This is a genomic window from Kitasatospora sp. NPDC127067, assembly GCF_042724755.1.
Lineage (GTDB): Bacteria > Actinomycetota > Actinomycetes > Streptomycetales > Streptomycetaceae > Kitasatospora > Kitasatospora lactacystinica.
This window is the reverse complement of the sequence record NZ_JBHXEM010000072.1, coordinates 21,726-43,985: the sequence shown is the minus strand read 5'-3', so window position 1 is coordinate 43,985 and position 22,260 is coordinate 21,726. Positions and strand designations below refer to the sequence as shown.

Sequence of the window (22,260 nt, the reverse complement as noted above, 5' to 3'; positions counted from 1 at the left end):
GCCGTCGTCGCCGCCGTCGGTGTCGCCGCCTGCGGCCCGACGAACGGCGGAGCGTCCGTCGCCGCCTCCGCTCCCGCCTCCACCCCGGCCGTCACCTCCTCGGCCACCCCCGGCGCGGGCGCCGTCCCGACCACCCCCACCCCGGCCGCGCCGACCACTCCGGCCGCACCGACCACCGAGGCGGCTCCGCCCGCCGCCGACGCCCCCGCGGCACAGGCCCCCGCGGCCCCCGCCGCCGGGACCAAGCCGGCCGCGAAGGCCCCGGCCAAGCCGGTCTCCGCCAAGCCGGCCGCCAAGCCCGCCAAGCCCGCCGCCCCGAAGGGCACCCAGTCCGGCGGAAAGGGTGTCGGCATCACCTTCGGCGGCCTGAAGGAGGGCGGGCAGATCGAGCTGAACGACCTGGTCCCCTTCACCGTCACCTGGAAGAACAACGACGCCACCGGCACCCGCAACGTGGCCCCGGTGGTGTCGACCCAGCTGTACGAGGGCGCGCCCTGCTCGATGATCGCGATGGCGGAGGGCACCCTGGAGCGCAAGGACGCCTCGGGCTGGAAGAAGCTGGACAACCTCAGCACGGGCACCGGGATGGACTACGTGATCAACCGGAAGGACGGTGCCTTCACGCTCGCCGCCGGTGAGAGCCGGACCATCGAGTACCGGATGCGGCTGTCCTCGGCCAACCGTCCGGGCCGGATCACGATCGAGGCGGACGCCCCCGTGCCGAACTCCACGGACTACCGCGACATGGCGAAGGCCGAGCTGAACGCCGTGGTCGTCGACCGCCACGCCCCGGAGGTGACCGGTGTGTCGGCGTCGAGCCTCAAGGTCGGTACGACCCCCGCCGAGTTCGGCTTCGTGGTCGCCGCGCCCGAGGGCACCGCGAACCTGCACCCCGTGGTGGGCGTGTCGAGCGCCAACTGGCTGACCCCGGACGACGTCACGCTGGAGGTGATGGCCGGCGGCGCCTGGAAGCCGGTCGAGGTGCGCGAGGACTGCAACGGTCTGACCGCGGTCGCCCCGACCGGGCTGGACGTCAACCGCCGGGGCGACTCGGTCGAGTACTCCTTCCGGATCACCATGAAGCAGGCCCCGCAGTTCGACGTGGACGTCCAGGTGGGTGCCGAGGCGAACGGCCACCAGGCCGCCCGCCGGCACGCCTTCGACCCCCAGGGCCGCCGGTAACGGACGCCCGCACCGAAGCCGAAGGGCCCGGCCTCCCACTGCTCGGGAGGCCGGGCCCTTCACCGTGACCTCGTCACGGCCGTCGTGCGGCGGCTCAGGCGAGCGAGGCCATCCAGGCCTCGACGTCCTCGGCGCTGCGGGGCAGGCCGGCCGAGAGGTTCTCGTTGCCGTCGGCGGTGACCAGGATGTCGTCCTCGATCCGGACGCCGATGCCGCGGTACTCCTCCGGCACGGTCAGGTCGTCCTGCTGGAAGTACAGGCCGGGCTCGACGGTCAGCACCATGCCGGGGACCAGCAGCGCGTCGACGTGCTCCTCGCGGCGCGAGTGGGCGCAGTCGTGAACGTCCAGGCCGAGCATGTGGCCGGTGCCGTGCAGGGTCCAGCGGCGCTGGAGGCCGAGCTCCAGGACCTTCTCGACGTCGTACACCGAGGCGTCCAGCAGGCCCCAGGCGAGCAGCCGCTCGGCCAGGACGCGCTGCGAGGCCTCGTGGAAGTCGCGGAACCGGGCGCCGGGCCGCACCGCGGCGATGCCGGCCTCCTGGGCGTCGTACACGGCGTCGTAGATCCGGCGCTGGAGCCCGGTGAAGCGGCCGTTGATCGGCAGGCTGCGGGTGACGTCGGCGGTGTAGAGGGTGCTGGTCTCCACGCCCGCGTCCAGCAGCAGCAGCTCGCCGGGGCGCACGTCGCCGTCGTTGCGCACCCAGTGCAGGGTGGTGGCGTGCGGGCCGGCCGCGGCGATGGTGCCGTAGCCGACGTCGTTGCCCTCGACCCGGGCGCGGCGCCAGAAGGTGCCCTCGATCCAGCGCTCCGAGGTGGCGACGGCCTGGCCCAGCTCGCGGACCACGTCGGTGAAGCCCTTGACGGTGGCGTCGCAGGCGGCGCGCAGCTCGCCGATCTCCCACGCGTCCTTGACCAGCCGCAGGCCGCTCAGGAACTCCTTGAGCCCGGCGTCCTTGTCCTCGTCCAGGGCGTCGGCGAGCGCGGCCTCCAGGCCGGCGTCGTAGCCGCGGACGATCCGGGTCGGCACGGCGGGGTCCGCGGCCTTCGAGGCCAGCTCCTCGGCGGCCTGGCGCACGTCGCGGGCGGGCAGGCCGAGCAGCTGCTCCTGCTCGCTCAGGCTGTGCCGGCGGCCGACCCACAGCTCGCCGTTGCCGTCCAGCCAGAACTCGCCGTTCTCGCGGTTCGAGCGGGGCAGCAGGTAGAGCACGAACGCGTGGCCGGCCTCGCCGGTCGGCTCGCCGACCAGCACCGCGTCCTCGGTCTGGTCACCGGTGAGGTGGACGTACTCGCTGGAGGCGCGGAACGCGTAGTCGGTGTCGTTGGAGCGGACCCGCAGGTTGCCGGCCGGGACGACCAGGCGCTCGCCGGGGAAGGCGGCGGAGAGCGCGGCGCGGCGCTCGGCCGCGTACGGGGCCTGGGCGACGGGGGAGAGGCCGTGCAGCTCGGTGTCGGCCCAGCCGGACTTCATCGAGGCGGCCAGCTCGTCGGAGATCTCGCCGTAGAGACCGTTCTTGCGGCCCTTGTGCTGCTCGGGCTCCTCGCCGCCCTCGGCCTCGGGGTTCTCGGCCACCGCGGGGGTACGGTCCTCGGTCACGTGCAACGCCTCCTTGGGGGGTGGTACCGCCGCCCCTCGGGGGAGGTGTCGGATCGCGACACGCGCGGGCGGCCGTGCGTCCATGGTACGGACGCCGGGCCGCCCGCCCCTTTCGGGTCCGAACCTTCACTCGAAGCGGGCCGCCAGCAGCATCAGGTCGTCGGTGGCGGTGCCCGCGGCCGGCGGGGCCGGGCAGACGGCCAGCAGGTGGGCGCAGAGCCGGTCCGGGTCGATCCGCACGTCGCGCGGGGCGTCGGCGGCGGCGCGGCGCAGGTTGGCCTGCCCGGCGTGCAGGGTCGGGCCGAAGCGGCGGGCCAGGCCCTCGGTGTAGAGCAGCAGGGTGTCGCCGCGCTCGGCGGTGAACTCCACCCCGGGGGCCTCCCAGCAGGCCAGCATGCCGAGCGGGGCGGAGAGCGAGGTCTCGACGAACTCGGCGCCGTGCCGGCCGACCAGGACCGGCGGGCAGTGCCCGGCGCCGGCCAGGGTGATCCGGCGCTCCTCGGGCTCGACCCAGGCGTAGACGGCGGTGGCGGAGCGGCTCGGCTCGGTGGTCTTGAGCAGCAGCTCCAGGTCCCCCAGGACGGAGACCGGGTCCTCGCCCTCCAGCACCGCGTACGCCCGCAGCGCGGCCCGGACCCGGCCCATCGCGGCGGCCGCGCCGGGGGCGGAGCCGGGGCCCGCGCCGGGGCCGTCGCCGGAGACGGAGCCGACGGTGAGGCCGATGGTGCCGTCCGGCAGCGGGATCGCGTCGTACCAGTCGCTGCCGGCGGAGCGCTCCAGCCCGGCGGGGACGAGCCGGGCGGCCAGCCGCAGTCCGGCGGCCTGGGGGAGGCGGTCCGGCAGCAGGCCGCGGCGCAGCGCCTCGGTGGTGCGCGAGATCCGGTCCGCCTCCAGCTGCTTGGCGAGCAGCGGGGCGGCGATCTCGCAGTAGTGGCGGGCCAGTTCGCGCTGGCATTCGGTCGGTTCGGCGGGCTCGTCGTAGAACCAGAGGGCGGCGGCGAGCGGGCCGTCCTCGGCGGTGGCGAGCGGCAGGCCGTAGGCGCCGCCGAGGCCGAGGTGGACGGCGAGTTCGCGCAGCCGGGCGCCGATGGCCGGGTCCTCGGCGAGGTCGCGGGAGTGCAGCCGGGCGGGCCGGTCCCGTTCGCGCAGCAGCCGGGCCAGCAGGCTCTGCTCGGTCGGGACGGTCTCCAGGGCGCCGAGGCTGGCGCGGTCGAGGCCGAAGCCGACCGGCTGTCCGGGACCGCCGCCGGGCCGCCTGGTGACCAGCACGCCGCGCCGGGCGCCGAGCAGGGCGGCGCCGGAGGCGAGGACGGTGTCCAGGGTGGCGGCCAGGCCGCGGGTGCGGGCGAGCCGCTCGGTGTGCTCGTGCAGGCTGGTGATTTCGGACAGGCGTCCGGCCAAACGGTCCTGCACGGCGGCGGACGGCGCCGTGCGGGCGTCCGTCGTGCCGTCCAGGGCGTCGACGGGGCCGGGCAGGTCCGGCAGGTCGAGGACGGTGAGCCCGCCTGCGCAGCCGGGTTCGCCCGGCTCGGCGGTCGTCGTCGACGGGAGGGCCGTCGACGGGTGGGACTCGTTCATGCCGTCACTCCTGACGCGGTGCTACGTGCCATGCGAAACCCCCAGATACGGCCAATGTGGAGCGAGCACGGCCTTAGGGCGCGTTTCGCCTCGATTCGCTACTACTCGTCATTGATCGACAGCAATGCCACCACTTCTACACAGGCCATTCGGGGCATGTCCAGATCCAGGACGACGCGGTGGCCTGTTCCACATCCATCGCGACCCGGTCGGGGGGCGCGCGGGGTTGGTACACGCGCCGGTCGGGCCGGGAGGCATGGAGCGGGCCGCGAACGGGCAGAACCGGGAGGACGGCCCGGGCGGCCGTCCGGATCGTATGTCCGTGCCGCCCGTGAGCCGGGCTGGCCGGAACTCTCTCACTCGTACGGTGGAACCAAGCGTGCCCGGGCGGCGTCCATCCGTCGCGTACGGGATTCTCGTTCCAAGGGCTGTGCCGGTGCGCGGCCCTTTCATGTCGTGCTCCACACCCGCTCCACGTCGAAGCCGCGCCGCCCGCCCTGCCGCCCGCCCCGCGCCGCGCCGCCCGGGGACCGTGCCGCGGGGGCCCGCACGGAGGATCCCGACGGACGCCGGCGGGGCGGAGCGAACCGAGCGGTCAGGGAAAGGAACGAGCGCCATGCGTGAGAATCCGAAGGACCGGTCGGAGGAGCGTTCCGCCCGGCTCGCCGCGGCCCTGGCGGCCGCCGTCGACCACCGCTGGCCCGTGGTGCCGGGCGCCGTGCTGCGCGACGGCCGGTGCTCCTGCGGCGACCTGGACTGCACCGTCCCCGGCGCGCACCCCCACGACCCCTCGCTGCTGGCCGCCACCACGGACGCCCGGATGGTGCGCTGGTGGTGGGAGCGGCAGAGCCCGGACGCGCCGGTGCTGGCCGCCACCGGCTCCACGGTCTCGGCGGTCAGCCTGCCCGCGGCGGCCGGCGCCCGGGCGCTGGTCTACCTGGGCGCGCTGCGGCTGCCGCTCGGACCGGTGCTGGCGATGCCGGGCCGCTACGCGCTGTTGGTGGCCCCGTACTCGCTGGACGTGCTCGGTGAGATGCTCGCCCAACTCCCTTGGGTGCCAGGCTCGTTGCGCTATCACGGGCCGGGTGGCTTCCTGGCGCTGCCGCCCGGCGGCGCGGCCGCGGGGGTCGCCGCGGCCGGAGGCCGGGGGAGGGTGCGCTGGGTGCTGGCACCGCGGCCGGGCGCCGGCGGCGGGGTCTGGCTGCCGCAGGTCGGGCCGCTGCTGGGGGAGTTGGTGGAGGCGGCGGTCCGATTGGACAGCGGACGCTCGGCCTACTGAGGACCGCAGGTGCCGGGCGGGGCGCCGGGGCTTGTGGGAGGGCTCGCGCCGGGGCCTCCGTCGGGGCCTTCACCGGGGCGTTCACCGGGGCGTTCCGGAAAAACAAAAGATCCGGCCGCTGGCGACGGGGGATGCACCAGCGGCCGGACTCTTTAGACAGTAACAAGGATCTGCGCCCGCGCCAATTTCCAAGACGCCCTCCACGCCCGGAAATTGCGCGTTCACCGCGACAATGTGACGCGTATCACGCGGATCCTGCGCGCTTTAGTTCAGGGTGACCTGACGGTTCACCAGGTTCGCGCGGGCGCGCCGCTCCTCGGCGTTCAGCGGGGTCCCGTCGGCGAGCACGGCGGCGAGCCGCTCGGCGAACTCGGCGGCCGGCTTCTCGCAGTCGGCGGCGGTCATCGCGAGCGGGAGGTCCCACACCGGGACGGTCAGGCCGTGCGCGCGGAACGAGCCCACCAGGCGGGTGTCCGCGCCGAGCGAGGCCTCGCCGGCCGCGTTCAGCCGGGCCAGCGCGTCCAGCAGCTGCTCCTCCGGCACGGTCATCACCCAGCGAAGGTGGTTCTTGTCCGGAGTGCCGCACCAGTAGGCGGAGTCCACGCCGGCGAGCTTCTCGGTCGGGATGGCCGAGGCGTTGGCGCGCTCCAGGGAAGCGGCGACCTCGCCGGTGGCGGCCTCGGCGTCCTCCAGCCAGAACTCGAAGCCGGTGTGCACGGTGGGCGTGAACGCGGCCCCGGCGTCCAGCAGGTCCTGCAGGCGGCGCCCGCCCGGGACGGTCCGGCGGGCCGGCACCGGGCTGCCCGGCTCGGTGGCCAGGGCCAGCTCCAGGGCGTCCGCGAGGTCGCGGCTGAGGTCGCCGGAGGCGGACTGGGTCTGCAGGCCGAGCAGGATCGAGCCGTCCTGGCGGCGCAGGGCCGGCCAGGCCAGCGGCAGCACGGTGGCCAGGGTCACCGACGGGACGTCACCGGTGGCGCCGTCCGCCACCCCGGCGGCCAGCGTCAGCGGCACCGTGGCGGCGGGCACCAGCTCGCGCAGCGCCACCCAGTCGGCCTCGCCCGACAGGCCCTCGAACGGGCGGTGCACCAGCTCCTGCACCGCGTGCGAGGCCTCCCGGCCGTGACACGCCTTGTACCGGCGGCCGGAGCCGCAGGGGCAGTCCTCGCGGGCCCCGACCACGGGGATCTCGCCCGTGACGGCGGTGGTGGACTGGCGCTGCGGCGCCTTCTTGGCGGCCTTCTTGCCCATGCTGCGGCTCTCCCGGAAACGGTGGTCCTGTGTTCCGGGAAGCCTAACGACACATTCCCCGCGCCCGGCTCACGCGCTACGGGCATCGCCCCCGGTGCGCCGGGCGTGCCGGGCCCGGGCGGGCAGCGCCGCCCAGACCGTGACCTCGCCGGGGGCGTCGCGCACGCCCCAGTCGCTGGCCAGCTGGTCGACGATGCTCAGGCCGCGGCCGCCGCGCGAGGTCAGCGAGGGACTCGCGGGCAGCGGCCGGGTGGTCGCCCCGCCGTCCGTGACCTCCAGGGTGAGCACCCCGTCGGCGTGCATCTGCCAGCGGACCAGCACGCCGCCGTCCGGTTCGTCCGAGCCCTCGGCGGACTCCCGGCCGCCCGGTGCGGGTGCGGCGCGCGTCCCGGACGGGACGCCGACCAGCACCTGCCCGAGCACCTCGGCCCGGCCGCTGCGGCCCAGGGCCGGCAGCGGGCCGAGCGGACGGGCGTATCGACAGGCGTTGCTCAACAGCTCGGAAAGGATCAGAACAGCATCATCGATGACCGGTTCCGGTATCTGCCGGTCACCCAGATCTCGACGCAGTCGGCGCCGTGCGACCCCGACACTCGCTGGGCCGTGCGGCACTGCCATGGTCGATGAAGTCGGCACTTCACGCGCCACCATCAACGCCACCCCCGGACCTCCTTCAGCGTATGCCGAGGGAGAGATGCCCCTTGGTAATGCGTCGGAAACGAGCACCGGACGATCCCGCGAGCCCATTTCGAGTGCGGCGACCGACGGTCGACATCAGGTCATTCCGTGCTCACCCTCTGTCGCCCGGATGCAAGAATTCCGGCAATTTCGCGTGAGGAAGGTTTGACTGCCGACCAGAGTGATCGGACCGGAGTGATCGGATCGGGAGGATCCGACCGGGCCGTCCGGACACAAGTGACCGGACGGGGCGACCGGTTCGGGCGGGTGCGGCCCCGGGCGGGTGCGGCCCCGGACGCGCCGGCGGATCACCGGCCGAGCTGCGCCAGCACCTCCGCGGGCCGGTTGGTGATGATCGCGGACACCCCGAGCTCCAGGCAGAGCTCGACGTCGGCCGGCTCGTCCACCGTCCACACGTGCACCTCGTGCCCCAGCTCGCGCAGCCTGGTCACCAGCTGCGGGCGGGCCCGCACCAGCTCGATGCCCGGGCCGGCGATCCGCGCCCCGCCCGGCAGCGGCGAGCCCTCGCGCAGCCGGCCGAGCAGCGGCAGGGTCCGCTCGAACAGGAACACCCGCCGGTACTGCGGCGCGGCGGCGGCCACCCGGTTCAGCGCGATCGAGGAGAAGCTCATGATCCGGGCGGACGGGCGGTCGCCGCCCCGGGTCGCGCCGATCCCGAACCGCTCCAGCGTCCGCAGCAGCTCGGTCTCCACCCGGCCGCGGAAACGCACCGGGTGCTTGGTCTCGATCGCCAGGTCCACCGGGCGGCCGCACTCCACCACCAGCTCCAGCAGCCGCTCCAGCCGCAGCACGCCGCGCAGCTCCGGGTCGACGCTGGGGCGGCCGGTCTTCCAGGCGCCGAAGTCGTAGGCCTCCAACTCGGCGAGGGTCATCGCCGAGACGGTGCCCCGGCCGTTGGAGACCCGGCCGATCCGGCGGTCGTGCACGCAGACCAGCGCGCCGTCGGCGGTGACCCGGACATCGCACTCCAGCGCGTCGGCGCCCTCGTCGAGCGCGCGCCGGTAGGCCGCGAGGGTGTGCTCGGGCAGGGCGTGGGAGGAACCGCGGTGGGCGATCACCTGGACGGACGGCACGGTGCGCGCCGCCGGCGAGGACAGGTCTGGGCTGGTCACAGGCCCAACGATAGGCGGCACAGGTGAAGCGCGGACAAAGACGGCCCCAACCTGTGGGGCCGTCTTCCTTCCCGCGGGGCCGTCCCGGCCGGGCCCGCGGGGGCCGGGCCGCCCCCGCTTCGCCCGGTGCGGGGCGGGCTCGCTCAGTGCCGGTCGGCGCGGCGGGAGAGCGGGGTGAGCGCCCAGGTGACCAGGGCGGGCACCAGGAAGGCGAACAGCGAGGCGGAGGTCCACTCCTGCGGGGTGAAGTGCAGCGACTCCTGGGCCGAGGTCCAGAAGTCCGTCCACCAGCCGGCCACCTTGGTCGGCGCGATGAACTGGTAGACCGCGAAGCCCAGGGCCCACGGCAGCAGCATCGGCCAGCGGGACGGCGCGTCGGCGGAGAGGTTCCAGCCGCGCCGTCCGGCGCCGAGGAAGTAGTCCACCACGAGCACCGCCAGCAGCGGCACGAACACCGAGCCGATCAGACCGAGGAAGCCGTAGTAGGTGTCGGTGAACTCGTCGATCCGCAGCGCCAGCACGGTGGTCAGCACGCCGATCGCGCCGGAGAGCACCCGGCGGTCCACCTTCGGCAGCAGGTTCTGCACCGACATCGCCGTCGAGTACACGTTGGCGAAGGACTGGTCCGTCTCGCGCAGCACCAGCACCAGCAGGAACAGCCAGCCGGCCCAGACCCCGAGGAAGGAGTCGAAGATCCGGTTCGGATCGCCTTCCGACTGCAGCAGCGCCATCAGGCCGAGCACGTAGCACCAGACCTGGGCGATCGTGTAGCCGGAGAAGCTGCCCCAGAACGCCGAGCGCGGGGTGCGCGAGTGCCGGGTGTAGTCGGCGGCCAGCGGGACGAAGGAGACCGACACCGCGATCATCGCGTCGGTGGCGCCCAGGAAGCCGTGCCAGTTGCCGGCCCCCGGGTCCGGCACGCCCTGGCGGCCCAGCTGGACGGTGAAGTACACCATCGCCACCGCGACCGCCCCGGCCACGAAGCGGCGCAGCACCGCGATCGAGCCCAGCGGCCAGATGGTCAGCGCCGTGGTCAGCGCGCCCGCGAGCAGGACGAACAGCCAGCGGTAGCCGGTGGTGTGCACGACGGTCTGCGCGCCCGCCGAGATGGTCAGCAGCTCGAACACGCCCCAGCCGATGCACTGCACGATGTTCAGCACCGTCGGCAGGTACGACAGCCGGGTGCCGAACAGCCCGCGCAGGTTCGCCATCGCGGGGGCGCCGGTGCGGGCGCCGATCAGCGAGGCCACGCCGAGCATCGCGGTGCCGACCGCCGTGCCGACCGTGATCGCGGTCACCGCGGCGGCCAGCGACAGCTCGCTGCCGGGGGCGCCGAGCACGGTGGCGGCGGTGGAGAAGCCGATCAGGCTGACGCCCAGGTTCATCCAGAGCGCGAAGTGGTCCCGGAAGCGCAGCGTGCGCGGCGGCTCGGTGTCCAGCACCAGGGGCGCTTCGACGTGCTCGGGGCGCTCCAGGACGGCGGTCGCGCCCGCGGCGGAGGCGTCCGCACCGGGGGCGGGAACGTTCGCGCCCGAAGAAGAGGATGGCGAAGCAGGCGGCATGGCCGATACTCCCTACGCCGGCATTACCCGGACAGGTTCCGGCGGTCAGCGCCCCCTCGACCGTCCGTCACTCGTGTGGCGTACGGTCGACATGCGCACTCTCAGCCTGGTGGGTCCAAGCTCCCGCGTGTCAGTTTGGAGCGACAGGCTAACCGGCACGGGGGCGAACGCCCAAGGCCGAGGGTGTGCGGTCCGCATCGCGGGACGCCCGGCGGGGGAGGGGAGCCTCGGCCGTCGGTGCCGCGTCGGTGCCGCGTCGGTGCCGGCGTCGGGTGTCGGCGTCTGCGCCGGCTAAGGATTCTTATGAGTTCTTCAGAGGGGTCCTTACGGCAATCGAATCGACAGTGCGAAAAACTATGGTCCTTGGTTCTGCCAGCTATGGAGGTCGTCCGTGAGCACCGAGCGCGAGGTTGGGCCCACCGGGCCGCAGGGGGAGCAGCCCGCAGGGCCGGGGGCGGCCGAGTCCGCTTCCGAAGGCCCCGCTCAGGGTGGGCACCAGCCGACCATGGCCTTCCGGCGGGTGCCCGAGCCGGAGTCGGGCGCCGTCGAGGCCGCCCCCGTCGAGGCGGCACCGCCCGTCGACGCCGTCGCGGCCGAGGGTGTCCCGGCCGAGGGCGGGCACAAGCCCACCGTCGCCTTCACCAAGGTGCCCGCACCGGAGGCCCCCGCGGCCCCTGCGGCGCCCGCCGCCGAGCAGCCGGCCGTCGACCCGGTCACCGGCTACATCGACGCACCGCCGCCGGTCCTGCCGCCCGCCCCGCAGGCTCCGGTGGCCCCGCCCGCCGCGCCCGCCCCGGCCGCGGCCCCCGCCGCCCCGGCGCTGCCGCCGGCCGACAACCCGTACGCCACCCCGACCCACGGCGTCCCGGCGGCCGGCGCGCACGAGGGGTACGGCGCCGCTCCGGCCGCCCCCGTCGCGCACGAGGGCTACGGCGCCGCTCCGGTCGCGCCCGCCGCCCCCGCCGCGCACGGCCACCACCCCTTCGGGGCCGGTCAGCCGCTCGGCGGCTGGGGCCCCACCCACGACTCCACCTCCGGCGGCGCGGGCTACCCCGGCGGCCCGGCGGGCCCGCTCGGCTACCCGGCGGACCACCCCGGCGGTCCGGTCGGCCCCGGCGGCCCGCGCAAGAAGCGCGGAGGCCTGGTCGCCCTGATCGCGGCCGTCGCGCTGGTCGCCGGTGTGGCCGGCGGCGTGCTCGGCGTGACCGCCACCGACAGTGCCGACAGGGGCAGCTCCGCGAACGACCACCGCAGCACCACCGTGCAGGCCAGCGACACCCAGAAGAACGAGCCCGCCCCCGGCTCGATCGCCGCCATCGCGCAGAAGGCGCTGCCCAGCGTCGTCACCATCAAGGCGCAGGGCAACGGCGAGTCGGGCACCGGCACCGGCTTCGTCTTCGACACCGAGGGCCACATCCTCACCAACAACCACGTGGTCGCGCCGACCCTCAACGGCGGCAAACTGACCGTCAAGTTCGCCGACGGCAGCTCCTACAGCGCCTCCGTCCTGGGCCACGCCGAGGGCTACGACGTCGCCGTGGTCAAGATCGACAACCCGCCGAAGAGCAAGCTGACCCCGCTGCCGCTGGCCGACTCCGACAAGGTCAACGTCGGTGACGCCACCGTCGCGATCGGTGCGCCGTACGGCCTGGAGTCCACCGTCACCAGCGGCATCATCAGCGCCAAGGACCGCCCGGTGGCCTCCGGCGACGACACCGGCTCGCAGGCCTCGTACATGAACGCCCTGCAGACCGACGCCTCGATCAACCCCGGCAACTCCGGCGGCCCGCTGCTCGACTCCGGCGGCGCGGTGATCGGCATCAACTCGGCGATCCAGTCCAACGCCTCCGCCAACGGCCGGGCCGGCAGCATCGGCCTGGGCTTCGCCATCCCGATCAACCAGGCCAAGTGGGTCGCGGACACCCTGATCAAGACCGGCAAGCCGGTCTACGCCAAGCTCGACGTGCTGCGCAACGACGACTACAAGGGCGACGGCGCGCAGATCCAGACCAAGGACATCCAGGGCCAGCCGGCCGTCACCCCCGGCGGCGCGGCCGACAAGGCCGGCCTCAAGCCGGGCGACGTCATCACCAAGCTCGGCGGCGTGCCGATCGACAACGGCCCGGCCCTGGTCAGCCGGATCTGGACGCACAAGCCCGGCGAGACCGTCGACGTCGAGTACACCCGCAACGGCCAGACCTTCAACACCAAGGTCACCCTCGGTCAGCGCGAGGGCGACCAGTCGTGACCCCCGCCCGCACCGAAACGTGTGCGCCGAACCCCGCCGGACCCGTTAGGCTGACCTCCGCCTGGAGAGCTGCCCGAGCGGCCTAAGGGAACAGTCTTGAAAACTGTCGTGCGGTGACCCCGTACCGTGGGTTCGAATCCCACGCTCTCCGCCGGTAGGAGAACCACCTGCTCAGGGCGGGTGCCGAGTTCGCTCGGCACCCGCCCTCGGTGTTTCCCGGGCGGCCGGGTTGACCCTGACACGGTGGCAGGGGATGGAGTGGGCGCATCATGTTGAACATCGGAGACTTCGCCAGCCACGGCCGGGTGTCGGTACGGATGCTGCGCCACTACGACGCGATCGGGCTGCTGCGGCCCGCCCGGGTGGACCCGGTCAGCGGGTACCGCTCCTACGAGGCGTCCCAACTGGCCCGGCTCAACCGGGTGATCGCGCTCAAGGAGCTCGGCTTCACCCTGCAGCAGGTGCGCGCCGTCCTGGACGAGCAGGTGGACGCGGCCGAACTGCGCGGCATGCTGCGGCTGCGGCGGGCCCAGCTCGCCGAGGCGATCGCCGCCGACGAGCTGCGGCTGGCCCGGGTGGAGGCGAGGCTCCGGACGATCGAGAGCGAGGGGACCATGTCCGCACACGATGTCGTGGTGAAGCGGGTGCCGTCCGTCCGGGTGGCCCAACTGGCCGGTGCGGCCGCGAGTTACGAGCCGGAGGACATCGGCCCGGTGATCGGGCCGCTGTTCGCCGAACTGTGCCGGAGGCTGGCCGCGGCCGGGGTCGAGGCGGCCGGCCCGTCCGTCGCCCGCTACCAGGACGCGCCGGAGGGCGACGGCTCGGTGCTGGTCCTGGTGGCCGTCCCGGTGGGCCCGTCGGTGCGGCCGGGTGAGCACGACTTCGAGGTGCTCGACCTGCCGCCGATCGAGGAGGCGGCGACGATCGTGCACCGCGGCCCGATGGACGACGTGCTGGGCACCGGCCAGGAACTGGCCCGCTTCATCGAGGAGAACGGCTACCGCTCGGCCGGCTACGCCCGGGAGCTGTACCTGGAGTGCCCGGAGGACCGGGCCGGGTGGGTCACCGAGTTGCAGGAGCCGGTGGTCCGGCGGTAGCCGCGCTTGCCCTCGACCGGGTCGAGGGCCCTAGCGTCGCCCGGCATGACCACTGCCACTGCCACTGTCGCTCCGCGGGCCGCGCTGCCGCGGAGGTACCTGCTCTGGCTGGCCGGTGTCCAGGCCGGACTGCTGGGTGACGCCGCGCTGTACTTCGCCCTCGGCTGGGCCGCCTCCGCGCACGGCGGCGGTGCGGCCGGGCTGGTCCTGACGGCGATCACGGTGCCGCGCACCGCGCTGGTCCTGCTGGGCGGCGCGGTCGCGGACCGCTTCGGCGCCCGTCGGGTGATGCTCGCCGGGGACACGGTGATGCTGGTCGCGACCGGTGCGCTGGCCCTGGTGGCGGCCTCCCGGGGGACGCCGTTGTGGCTGCTGGTCGCGGCGGCGGCCGTGATCGGGACGGTCGACGCTTTTTACCTCCCGGCCGGCGGTTCGATGCCCCGCCGGCTGGTGCCCGCGGACCGGCTGCCCCGGGCGCTCGCCCTGCGGCAGGCCGCCGGGCAGAGCGCCGTCCTGCTCGGCGCACCGCTGGGAGGCCTGCTGGTCGCGGCCGGTGGGCTGTCCGGCGCGGCGCTGGCGGACGCGGCGAGTTTCGGGGTCGTGCTGCTGGTCCTGCTGCGGGTGCGGCCCCCGGAGGACGGGCCGTCCGGTCCGCGGGCCGGACTGCTCCGCGAGGCGGCGTCCGGCGTCCGGCTCGCCGTGGCCGACCCGCTGCTGCGGGCCGCCCTGCTGCTCACCGGCGCTGCGGCCGGGGCGCTGCTGCCGGTGGTGGCACTGCTCGGTCCGCTGCTGGCCCGGACACACGGCTGGGCGGCCGGGACGGCGGGACTGGTGGGCGGCGGTCAGGCGGCCGGGGTGCTGGTGGTGGCCGGCCTGATCGCGCGGCGGGGCACCTTGCCCCGGGCGGGGGTGGGGGCGGCGGCCGGGCTCTGCGCGGCCTCGGTGGGGATCGCGCTGCTGGCGTCGGCCGCGGGGCCGGTGGCGGCGGTGGCCGGCAGCGCGGTGGCGGGCCTCGGCTCGGGGCTGTTCGCCTGCCACCTCGGCCCGCTCGTGCTGACCGGCGCGCCGCCGACCCATCTCTCCCGGGTCCAGGCACTGCTGACGCTCGTGCAGAGCCTGGCACTGGTGCTCTCGAACTCCCTGCTGGGCCTGCTCGCGGACGCGGCGGGCGCGGCCCTGCCCACCCTGCTCTGCGCCCTGGCCACCGCCGCCGCCGGGCTCGCCGCCCTGGCCACCCCGGCCCTCCGCCGGGCCTGAGCCACCCCGTGTCCCTCCGTCCGTTCGCCTCCTGTTCCCCAACCGCCCCGCGGCCCACTTGCCCGGCCCCGGTCGTCCGGGCAGAGTGCGGAGGTGGAGGCGGGCGGGCGGCGAGTGGAGGCGGCGATGAGTGATCTGACGGACCGACTGGCGCAGGGCCTCCCGGCGGGGGCCGTCGTGGTGGACCCGGACGTGACCGCCGCGTACCGCCACGACATGGCGGGCTTCTGCGCGGCCGGGCAACCCGCGGTGGTGGTGTTCCCGGAGACGGTCGAGCAGGTGCAGCACGTGCTGCGCACCGCGACCGAGTTGCGCGTGCCGGTGGTGCCGCAGGGGGCCCGGACCGGGCTGTCGGGCGCGGCGAACGCGGTGGACGGCTGCGTCGTGCTGTCGCTGGTGAAGCTGAACCGGATCCTGGAGATCGACCCGGTGAACCGGATCGCGGTGGTCGAGCCGGGGGTGGTGAATGCCGAACTCTCCCGTGCTGTCGAGGAGTTGGGGCTCTCGTATCCGCCGGACCCGTCCAGCTGGGAGTCCTGCACGATCGGCGGCAACATCGGTACCGGGGCGGGCGGGCTCTGCTGCGTGAAGTACGGCGTCACCAGCGAGTACGTGCTCGGGCTGGACGTGGTGCTGGCGGACGGGCGGCTGCTGTCCACCGGGCGCCGGACGGCGAAGGGCGTGGCCGGGTACGACCTGACCAGGCTGTTCGTCGGCTCGGAGGGGACGCTCGGTGTGGTGGTCCGGGCGGTTCTGTCGCTGCGGCCGGCGCCCGCTCCGCAGTTGGCGCTGGCGGCGGAGTTCCCGAGTGCGGACGCGGCCGGGGCGGCGGTCTGCGAGGTGATGGCGCGCGGTCTGACCCCGTCGCTGATGGAGCTGATGGACGCGGTCTCGGTGCGGGCCGTCAACGAGTTGGGTCGGATGGGCCTGCCGGAGTCCACCCGGGCGCTGCTGCTGGTGGCCTTCGACGGGCCGGACCGGGTGGCCGAGCTGGCGCGGGTCGCGGAGCTGTGCCGGGAGGCCGGGGCGACGGAGGTGGTGCCGGCCGAGGACCAGGCGGAGTCCGATCTGCTGCTGGCCGCCCGGCGGATGGCGTTGCCCGCGCTGGACCGGCTGGGCACCACGATGATCGACGACGTGGCCGTGCCGCGTTCCCGGCTGGCGGAGATGCTGAACGGTGTCGCGGCGATCGCCGAGCGGCACGGGCTGACCATCGGGGTGGTCAGTCATGCGGGGGACGGCAACACCCACCCGATCGTCATCTTCGACGCCTCGGACGAGGAGCAGACGGCCCGCGCCCAGCGCTCCTTCGACGAGATCATGGCGCTCGGGCTGGAGCTGGGCGGCACGATCACCGGGGAGCACGGGGTGGGGCTGCTGAAACGGGACTGGCTGGCCCGTGAGCTGGGCCCGGTGGCACTGGACCTGCAGCGGCAGCTGAAGGCGGTCTTCGATCCGCTGGGAATTCTGAATCCCGGCAAGATGATCTGATTTCCACTGAGTCATCTCGTCGGATCAGGCGGAGCCTTCACTCCCGCCGCCCTGGTATGACATTCCGATGGTCTGTGAATGGTCGGAAAGTCGACATGGAAGGGTGATCGAACTTTTCGGGGGCGCGTTCACGGGTTCGCATGCGCCGGGGTGGTGCGACCGGCGGACCGTGTGACGCCGTTTGCGCCGCTCGCCGAGCTGCCCCGATCCTCGGCCGTCCGGGTGAATTCCCAGCTCGGACGGGGTGCATCGACGCATGGTCCGGTTTCGCGGCGGCCATGCGCCGTACGGCTGGATATCACGCTAACGGGGGAAAATCGCTGTGGGAGCTAGTGCTTTGTCGATTTGTTGCGGAAGGCTGTGTTCCGGCGTCGCAGCCCGCAGGTGTTCGTCCGGTCGACGAACCTTGCGCACCTTGATCGACCATTGCCCGGTGAACAGCTCCTTGGAGGCATTCATGGCTCGCAGCCATACCCGTCGAACAGCCGGACTACTGTTCGCCGGCCCACTCGCGGCCGGTCTGCTGCTGGCCGGTGCCGGTGGTGCCGCCGCCGACGACGGCGCGGGTGCCGAGGGCGGCTCCAACGCCGGAGCGGTCTCCAACACCGGTACCGGCAACGTGTTCGGCGGGGTCGACGGCAACTACGTCTCCACCCAGCAGACCGCCACCGGTTCCGGCGGCTCGAACCAGGACAACACCGTCGCGGTGAAGGACAACGCGGGGAACGTCCAGGCCGGTCAGGGCAACAAGGACGTCAACGTCGTCGTCGCCCCGACCTTCAACTGACCGCCGTGATGCGGCACCGGGCACCACGGAAGGCGGGGGCGCCGGACGTGGGTGGCGCGGCTGAGCTGAGCAGCCGCGGACGGGCCCGGACCGGGTCGGAACGGTCGGATCGGTTGGAACGGTTGTAACGGAAACCGAGGTACCACCGCAGTACAGCAGAGGGAACAGCGCATTCGACCGGCCGCGGAAAGGGTCACCGCGAAACCGGCCTCGTGGGCGGTGCCGATGGCGGCACCGCCCACGAGTGTGTCCGGTGCCGGTGCCGGTGTCAGTGCCGGTGCCGGTGCCGGCGCGTCCGGCGCCCGCCCCGGAACCGCCCGCCGCCCGCCCCGGAACCGCCCGCCGCCCGCCCCCGGAACCGCCCGCCGCCCTGCCCGGAACCGTCCACCGAGGGCCCGCGCCCGGAGCCGTGGGTGCACGGCGGTACGGTTGCGCTCCGACAGCGCACCACGTGCCCGGGCCCGAAGGGCCGGCCCGGCCGGGGCGGCGACCGCGGCAATCGGAAGGAAGGGTGCGCGATGGCGGCGGAGGAGGAGGGCCTGACGGGCCCGGGCGAGGCCAGGCCTGCACCGGAGCCCGCGGCGGACACGCGCCCGGAGCCGTCTGCCGAGCCGGTCCACGAGCACCGGTCCGGGCCCAGGTCCGTCCCCGAACTGCTGCTCGGCCGTCCGCCGATGGCCCGCCCGCTGCCCTCCTTCGACCATGCGGCCGCCCCCACCGAGCCCGGCCCGCTGTTCGTGGACTGGCTCGCCACCGCGCTGCACGCCGGGGTACTGGACCCGCAGGCCTTCACCCTCTCGACCGTCGACGCCGACGGCATGCCGGACGCCCGGGTGCTGGTGCTGCGCGACGTCGACGCGGCCGGCACCGGCTGGAACTTCTCCGCGGCCGCCGACAGCCCCAAGGGCCGTCAGCTCGCCGGTCACCCGGCCGCCGCGCTGACCGTCTACTGGCCGCAGCTGGGCCGCCAGGTCCGGGTGCGCGGCACCGTCGAGCGGGCCGCCGACCTGGTCGCCGCCGCCGAGTTCGCCACCCGCTCGCCCGCCGCCCGGGTCGGCGCGCTGGTCGGGCGGCAGAGCGAGCCGCTGGGCTCGGTCGACGAGTACGACGAGGCGGAGGCGGTCGCCCGTCGCCGGCTGGAGACGTACCCGGACGCGGTCGCGCCGGGGCACGCGGTCTACACCCTGTGGGCGCACGAGGTGGAGTTCTGGCAGGGCGACGCCCAGCGCCGGCACATCCGGCTGCGCTACACCCGTACCGGCCCGGTCAGTTCCCCGGAGTGGTCGCGCACCCTGCTCTGGCCGTAGGGCGTCCCCGGGGCAGGCCGTCCCGGGCCGCGCCTCCCCCCGGGGAGGCGCGGCTACCGCCGCCCGGTCAGCGTGGCGCCCACGCTGGCCGCGACCACACAGCCGATCCCGGCCAGCTGCGGCACGCCCAGCAGCTGGCCCAGCACCACCAGCCCGACCAGCGCGCTGACCGCCGGCTCCAGGCTGACCAGCACGCTGAACACCCGCTGCGGCATCCGTCGCAGCGCGGTCATCTCCAGCGCGTACGGGATCACCGGCAGCAGCAGCGACACCCCGGCCACCGCGGCGAGCAGCCCCAGTGGCGAGGCGCCGGGCGCGGTCAGCCCGTCCCAGGCCTGGCCGAGCCCGAAGGGTGCCAGCGCCAGCGCGCCGACCGTCATCGACACCGCCAGGCCCTGGAAGCCCTGGAAGGTCGCGCCCACCTTGTCGGTGAACAGGATGTACAGGGCGTAGCAGGCGGCCGCCCCGAAGGCGTAGAGCAGGCCGACCGGGTCGAGCGACCCGCCGCCGTCCCCCTCGCCGAGCAGGGTCAGCAGCACCACGCCCGCGGCCGCGAGCAGCGCCCAGAGCAGGTGGCTGGCGCGCCGGGCGAAGACCAGGGCGACCGCGAGCGGGCCGAGGAACTCGATGGTGGCGGCGGTGCCCATCGGCAGCCGGTCGATCGCCCCGGCGAACAGGAAGGTCATCCCGGCCGAGGCCACGCCGAGCAGTGCGGCCGCGACGAGGTCGCGCGGGCGCTTGTCGCGGAGCTTGGGCCGGGTGACGGCGAGCAGGATGACGGCGGCGAAGCCGAGCCGCAGGAAGGTCGTGCCGCTGACGCCGAGCGGGCCGAACAGCGGCTTGGACAGGGCGATGCCGGTCTGCACCAGGAACATCGCGGTCAGACAGAGAAGCGGCGCCGGGATCCTCTCCGGGCGCCGCAGGACCTTGCCGAGCCGGCCGGTGGACCGGCCGGGGTCGATCCCGGGTGGCGCCGCGGGGCCGGAGGCCCCACCTCGTCGCCAGCTTCCCCGCTCGCCGGCAGGCTCGCCCTTGGGGGCGGGCGGCATGGCCAGGGCCTCGGCGACGGCGGCGGCCGACGACGAGGCGGCAGGGGTTTCGCTGGTATGGGAGGTGGGCATATTTGTGAGTTTGCCGTAAGGAGTGATGAACGGGCAAGCTCGTTACAAAAATCGGGACGGATGCGGACGGGTGCGTCCGAAAGGGTGGACTCGCGCGGGCGCTGCGGCGTGGTTGCGGCAAGCCCCCGACGGGCCGTCAGTATCAAGGCGGGGTGCGCCTTCTCCGCCCCGCCGCCCTCCTCGCCGCCGCCCTCGTGCTCCTGCTGGCCACCGACGGGACGGGCGTGAACGCCGAAGCCACCGTCCCGGCCGCCGTCGCCGCCCCCCGCATCCGGGCCGTCACGCTGCCCGACCGGTCCGGCCCGCCCCGGGTCCGCGACACCTGGAGCGGCCCCGCCTTCGACGCCTGCACCGCACCGTCGCTCGACACCCTGACGACCTGGCGCGACGCCTCCCCGTACGGGGCGGTCGGCATCTACACCAGCGGCTCCCAGCGCGGCTGCGACCAGCCCCGGCTCACCGCCGAGTGGGTGCGCCAGGCGCGGGCGCTGGGCTGGCGGTTCCTGCCGGTGCACGTCGGACTGCAGGCGCCGTGCGCCGACCCGGGCCGCAAGCCCAAGCGGATCGACCCGGCGAAGGCCGCCGAGCAGGGCCGGGAGGAGGCGGAGGAGGCCGCCCGGGCCCTGCACACGCTCGGACTCGCCAAGGGCAGCCCGGTCTACCTGGACATCGAGGCCTACCCGATGCGCGACCCGGCCTGCGGCCAGGCCGTGGTCGACTTCACCCTCGGCTGGACCGCGGCCCTGCACGACGCCGACTACCGCTCCGGCTTCTACTCCAGCCTCGACTCCGGCATCGCGGACCTCGCCGCCGCCGCCCGCGCCGGCAGCTCCCCGATGCCCGACGCGCTCTGGTACGCCCGCTGGGACGACCGGGCCGACACCGACGGCTCCGGCGGCCTCGCCCCCGACCTCTGGAGCTTGCACCAGCGCGTCCACCAGTACCACGGGAACGTCGAGGAGACCTTCGGCGGCGCCACCCTCACCGTCGACCGCAACCACGTGGACGGCCCGACCGCCCACTGAGCCCCGCCGGTAGGGTGGCCCCCGATCGAGCACGGGGGAACGGCATGGCGAACGGGCAGGGGCACGGCGGCAGCACCGGCGGGTACGGCGCGCCGCCACCGCAGAACCCGTACGGACAGCCGCCGTACGGACAGCACCACTACGAGCAGAACCCGTACGAGCAGAACCCGTACGAGCAGAACCCGTACGCGCAGAATCCGTACGCGCAGCCGGTGCCGCCGCTGCAGCCCTACCCGCCCCGGCAGCCGCAGGCCGTCCCGGCGCAACAGGCCCACCAGGCCCACACCGCCCCCCAACAGCCGTACGCCGCCGACCGGTTCGGCGCCCCGCCGGAGCCCGGAGCCGGCCGCCCCGGCGGCTTCCCCGGCCCCGCGCCGCGCCGCAACCGCCTGGCCGTGCTGGTCCAGTTCGTCCTCCAGTGGATCTACGCGCCGCTCTGGATCCTCGGCCTGGTGCTGCTCTTCGCCGTCCTGCTCCTCGCGGACTACAGCGGGGGAGGCCCCGACTCCGACGGCTGGCTGAAGGTCAACCGCAGCTTCGTCCCGCCCCGCCGGCTGCGGGCCGAACTCTCCGGCAGGCCGGAGCACTGGGAGCGCTACGTCGCCCCGATCCTGGCCCGCCGGATCGCCGCCGCCGAGGCGGCGCACGCGGCCGGCGACGGCGAGGTGCGGGCCGACCTCGGCCGGGTGATGCGGGTCGGACTCCCGCTGCGGTTCTACCGCGGTCTCGGCGCGGCCGGCGTGGTCCGGCTCGCGGAGCGGCACGGCTGGCACGGCGTGGCGTCCGGGACGGACACCGGGCACGTCCGCCTCGCCCGCCACTTCCCCGCCCCGGCCGCCCTGAACGCCCCCTCCCCGCAGGACCCGCCCGCCGCCCCCGGCACCCCGTGGGGCCCGCAGCCGGTCCGCTTCGCGCCGCTGCTGCCGTTCGTCCTCCTGCTCCAGGTCCTCTACGTCCCGGTGTACGGCCTGCTCACCTGCTGGGTGAGCCGCCCCGAGCCCGACCACTGGGACCGCTGGGGCGCCCGCTGGACCGTCGGCCCGCGCGCCTTCCGCGCCGAGTTCACCAACAGCCCCGCCGCCTGGGACCGCCACATCCGCCGCATCCTCGAACGCGACGCCACCCGCATCCGCGCCGCCGCCGCCCGTACCCCCGGCACCACGCCCGGCACGACCCCCGCGCACCGCATCCAGCTCAAGCGCGCCACCTACCGCGGCGCCGGCGCCCACCAGGCCCTGCGCATCGCCGCCGAACAGGGCTGGACCCTCGACCCCGCCTACCTCCCCGACCCCGCCAACTCCCTCCGCCTCACCCGCCCCGACCTCCCCTGACCTCCCCGCCGCCGCACCGAGCCGTTCATCGCCGTCTGTTCGACGATTCGCCGGATCACCGCCCGCGCCCCGGATAGGTTCGTCCGGACGGCGCGGAACCGGAAGAACCGGGGGATCGGGTGTCGAACAGGATCTGGGAGGCCTTCGGCGGCGGGCCGGTGGCCCAGGCCGGCACGCCGGTACCGGCCCCGTCCCCGGGACCGGCGCCGACAGCGCCCAGCGACGAACGCGGGGGCCGCAGGAACGTGCTCACGACCGCCAGTGGGCAGCCGAAGAAGTGACGGGGCATCGGAAGTCGCATCGACGGAGCGGAGCGCTCGCGGCCCTGGTGCTGACGGCGGC

At 74.6% G+C, this 22,260-nt stretch carries 17 protein-coding genes, 1 tRNA gene and 1 riboswitch; of the genes, 11 read left to right on the top strand and 7 right to left on the bottom strand.

Going from position 1 to position 22,260, the window contains the following annotated elements:
- The coding region (locus ACFWJ4_RS26070) for a hypothetical protein (RefSeq protein WP_380547540.1) at positions 1-1,182 on the top strand (1,182 nt) is incomplete at its 5' end.
- Positions 1,183-1,276: 94 nt separating this feature from the next.
- Here the strand turns inward: ACFWJ4_RS26070 and ACFWJ4_RS26065 are convergent.
- Positions 1,277-2,776 carry an aminopeptidase P family protein gene (locus ACFWJ4_RS26065; RefSeq protein ID WP_380547537.1) on the bottom strand — a complete coding sequence of 500 codons (1,500 nt, stop codon included), beginning with the start codon at positions 2,774-2,776 and terminating at the stop codon, positions 1,277-1,279.
- A gap of 126 nt (positions 2,777-2,902) precedes the next feature.
- The gene (locus ACFWJ4_RS26060) at positions 2,903-4,354 is read right to left on the bottom strand and encodes a PP2C family protein-serine/threonine phosphatase (RefSeq protein WP_359897785.1); all 1,452 of its coding nucleotides are present in this window, start codon (positions 4,352-4,354) and stop codon (positions 2,903-2,905) included.
- 616 nt (positions 4,355-4,970) lie between these two features.
- Here ACFWJ4_RS26060 and ACFWJ4_RS26055 point away from each other — a divergent pair.
- Positions 4,971-5,633 carry a bifunctional DNA primase/polymerase gene (locus ACFWJ4_RS26055; protein WP_380547534.1) on the top strand — a complete coding sequence of 221 codons (663 nt, stop codon included), beginning with the start codon at positions 4,971-4,973 and terminating at the stop codon, positions 5,631-5,633.
- Between the two features lie 264 nt (positions 5,634-5,897).
- Here ACFWJ4_RS26055 and ACFWJ4_RS26050 read toward each other — a convergent pair whose 3' ends face one another.
- From ACFWJ4_RS26050 to ACFWJ4_RS26035, 4 genes are all read right to left on the bottom strand, one after another.
- Positions 5,898-6,881: a DUF5926 family protein gene (locus ACFWJ4_RS26050; RefSeq protein ID WP_380547531.1), complete on the bottom strand. Its 984-nt coding sequence runs from the start codon at positions 6,879-6,881 to the stop codon at positions 5,898-5,900.
- Between the two features lie 69 nt (positions 6,882-6,950).
- Complete coding sequence (locus ACFWJ4_RS26045) at positions 6,951-7,532, bottom strand: ATP-binding protein (protein ID WP_380547529.1); 582 nt, start codon at positions 7,530-7,532, stop codon at positions 6,951-6,953.
- Positions 7,533-7,867: 335 nt separating this feature from the next.
- Positions 7,868-8,692 carry a glycerophosphodiester phosphodiesterase family protein gene (locus tag ACFWJ4_RS26040; RefSeq protein WP_359897789.1) on the bottom strand — a complete coding sequence of 275 codons (825 nt, stop codon included), beginning with the start codon at positions 8,690-8,692 and terminating at the stop codon, positions 7,868-7,870.
- A gap of 143 nt (positions 8,693-8,835) precedes the next feature.
- Positions 8,836-10,254 (bottom strand): purine-cytosine permease family protein, encoded by a 1,419-nt coding sequence (locus tag ACFWJ4_RS26035; RefSeq protein ID WP_380547526.1) that lies wholly within the window; start codon positions 10,252-10,254, stop codon positions 8,836-8,838.
- A riboswitch (TPP riboswitch) is annotated at positions 10,247-10,391 on the bottom strand. (Overlaps the previous gene by 8 nt.)
- A 254-nt stretch (positions 10,392-10,645) precedes the next feature.
- Here ACFWJ4_RS26035 and ACFWJ4_RS26030 point away from each other — a divergent pair.
- The 7 genes from ACFWJ4_RS26030 to ACFWJ4_RS26000 all read left to right on the top strand — a co-directional run bounded on the left by ACFWJ4_RS26030 (position 10,646) and on the right by ACFWJ4_RS26000 (position 18,441).
- A complete protein-coding gene (locus ACFWJ4_RS26030) occupies positions 10,646-12,502 on the top strand; it encodes a S1C family serine protease (RefSeq protein ID WP_380547523.1) in 1,857 nt (618 codons plus the stop codon).
- A gap of 63 nt (positions 12,503-12,565) precedes the next feature.
- A tRNA-Ser gene (locus tag ACFWJ4_RS26025) sits at positions 12,566-12,653 on the top strand.
- 118 nt (positions 12,654-12,771) lie between these two features.
- Positions 12,772-13,599 carry a MerR family transcriptional regulator gene (locus ACFWJ4_RS26020; protein ID WP_359897792.1) on the top strand — a complete coding sequence of 276 codons (828 nt, stop codon included), beginning with the start codon at positions 12,772-12,774 and terminating at the stop codon, positions 13,597-13,599.
- Between the two features lie 45 nt (positions 13,600-13,644).
- Complete coding sequence (locus ACFWJ4_RS26015) at positions 13,645-14,856, top strand: MFS transporter (RefSeq protein ID WP_380547520.1); 1,212 nt, start codon at positions 13,645-13,647, stop codon at positions 14,854-14,856.
- Positions 14,857-14,982: 126 nt separating this feature from the next.
- Entirely contained in the window at positions 14,983-16,347 is a 1,365-nt protein-coding gene (locus tag ACFWJ4_RS26010; RefSeq protein ID WP_380547517.1) for an FAD-binding oxidoreductase, read from the top strand.
- A 457-nt stretch (positions 16,348-16,804) separates the two neighbouring features.
- Positions 16,805-17,134 carry a hypothetical protein gene (locus tag ACFWJ4_RS26005; RefSeq protein WP_380547514.1) on the top strand — a complete coding sequence of 110 codons (330 nt, stop codon included), beginning with the start codon at positions 16,805-16,807 and terminating at the stop codon, positions 17,132-17,134.
- 518 nt (positions 17,135-17,652) lie between these two features.
- Positions 17,653-18,441: a pyridoxal 5'-phosphate synthase gene (locus ACFWJ4_RS26000; protein ID WP_380547511.1), complete on the top strand. Its 789-nt coding sequence runs from the start codon at positions 17,653-17,655 to the stop codon at positions 18,439-18,441.
- A 53-nt stretch (positions 18,442-18,494) separates the two neighbouring features.
- Here the strand turns inward: ACFWJ4_RS26000 and ACFWJ4_RS25995 are convergent, their stop codons facing one another.
- Positions 18,495-19,562 (bottom strand): DMT family transporter, encoded by a 1,068-nt coding sequence (locus ACFWJ4_RS25995; RefSeq protein WP_380547509.1) that lies wholly within the window; start codon positions 19,560-19,562, stop codon positions 18,495-18,497.
- Positions 19,563-19,714: 152 nt separating this feature from the next.
- Between ACFWJ4_RS25995 and ACFWJ4_RS25990 the strand changes: the two genes are divergently transcribed.
- Positions 19,715-20,587: a DUF1906 domain-containing protein gene (locus ACFWJ4_RS25990; RefSeq protein WP_380547506.1), complete on the top strand. Its 873-nt coding sequence runs from the start codon at positions 19,715-19,717 to the stop codon at positions 20,585-20,587.
- Positions 20,588-20,631: 44 nt separating this feature from the next.
- Entirely contained in the window at positions 20,632-21,918 is a 1,287-nt protein-coding gene (locus ACFWJ4_RS25985; protein WP_380547503.1) for a hypothetical protein, read from the top strand.
- Positions 21,919-22,260: the final 342 nt, after the last annotated feature.

Coding starts and splice junctions, on each gene's coding strand:
- ACFWJ4_RS26000 (WP_380547511.1), top strand. CDS start 17,653: ATGGCGGCGGAGGAGGAGGGCCTGACGGGCCCGGGCGAGGCCAGGCCT.
- ACFWJ4_RS26050 (WP_380547531.1), bottom strand. CDS start 6,881: ATGGGCAAGAAGGCCGCCAAGAAGGCGCCGCAGCGCCAGTCCACCACC.
- ACFWJ4_RS26015 (WP_380547520.1), top strand. CDS start 13,645: ATGACCACTGCCACTGCCACTGTCGCTCCGCGGGCCGCGCTGCCGCGG.
- ACFWJ4_RS26060 (WP_359897785.1), bottom strand. CDS start 4,354: ATGAACGAGTCCCACCCGTCGACGGCCCTCCCGTCGACGACGACCGCC.
- ACFWJ4_RS26020 (WP_359897792.1), top strand. CDS start 12,772: ATGTTGAACATCGGAGACTTCGCCAGCCACGGCCGGGTGTCGGTACGG.
- ACFWJ4_RS26010 (WP_380547517.1), top strand. CDS start 14,983: ATGAGTGATCTGACGGACCGACTGGCGCAGGGCCTCCCGGCGGGGGCC.
- ACFWJ4_RS26045 (WP_380547529.1), bottom strand. CDS start 7,532: ATGGTGGCGCGTGAAGTGCCGACTTCATCGACCATGGCAGTGCCGCAC.
- ACFWJ4_RS26055 (WP_380547534.1), top strand. CDS start 4,971: ATGCGTGAGAATCCGAAGGACCGGTCGGAGGAGCGTTCCGCCCGGCTC.
- ACFWJ4_RS26035 (WP_380547526.1), bottom strand. CDS start 10,254: ATGCCGCCTGCTTCGCCATCCTCTTCTTCGGGCGCGAACGTTCCCGCC.
- ACFWJ4_RS25995 (WP_380547509.1), bottom strand. CDS start 19,562: ATGCCCACCTCCCATACCAGCGAAACCCCTGCCGCCTCGTCGTCGGCC.
- ACFWJ4_RS25985 (WP_380547503.1), top strand. CDS start 20,632: ATGGCGAACGGGCAGGGGCACGGCGGCAGCACCGGCGGGTACGGCGCG.
- ACFWJ4_RS26005 (WP_380547514.1), top strand. CDS start 16,805: ATGGCTCGCAGCCATACCCGTCGAACAGCCGGACTACTGTTCGCCGGC.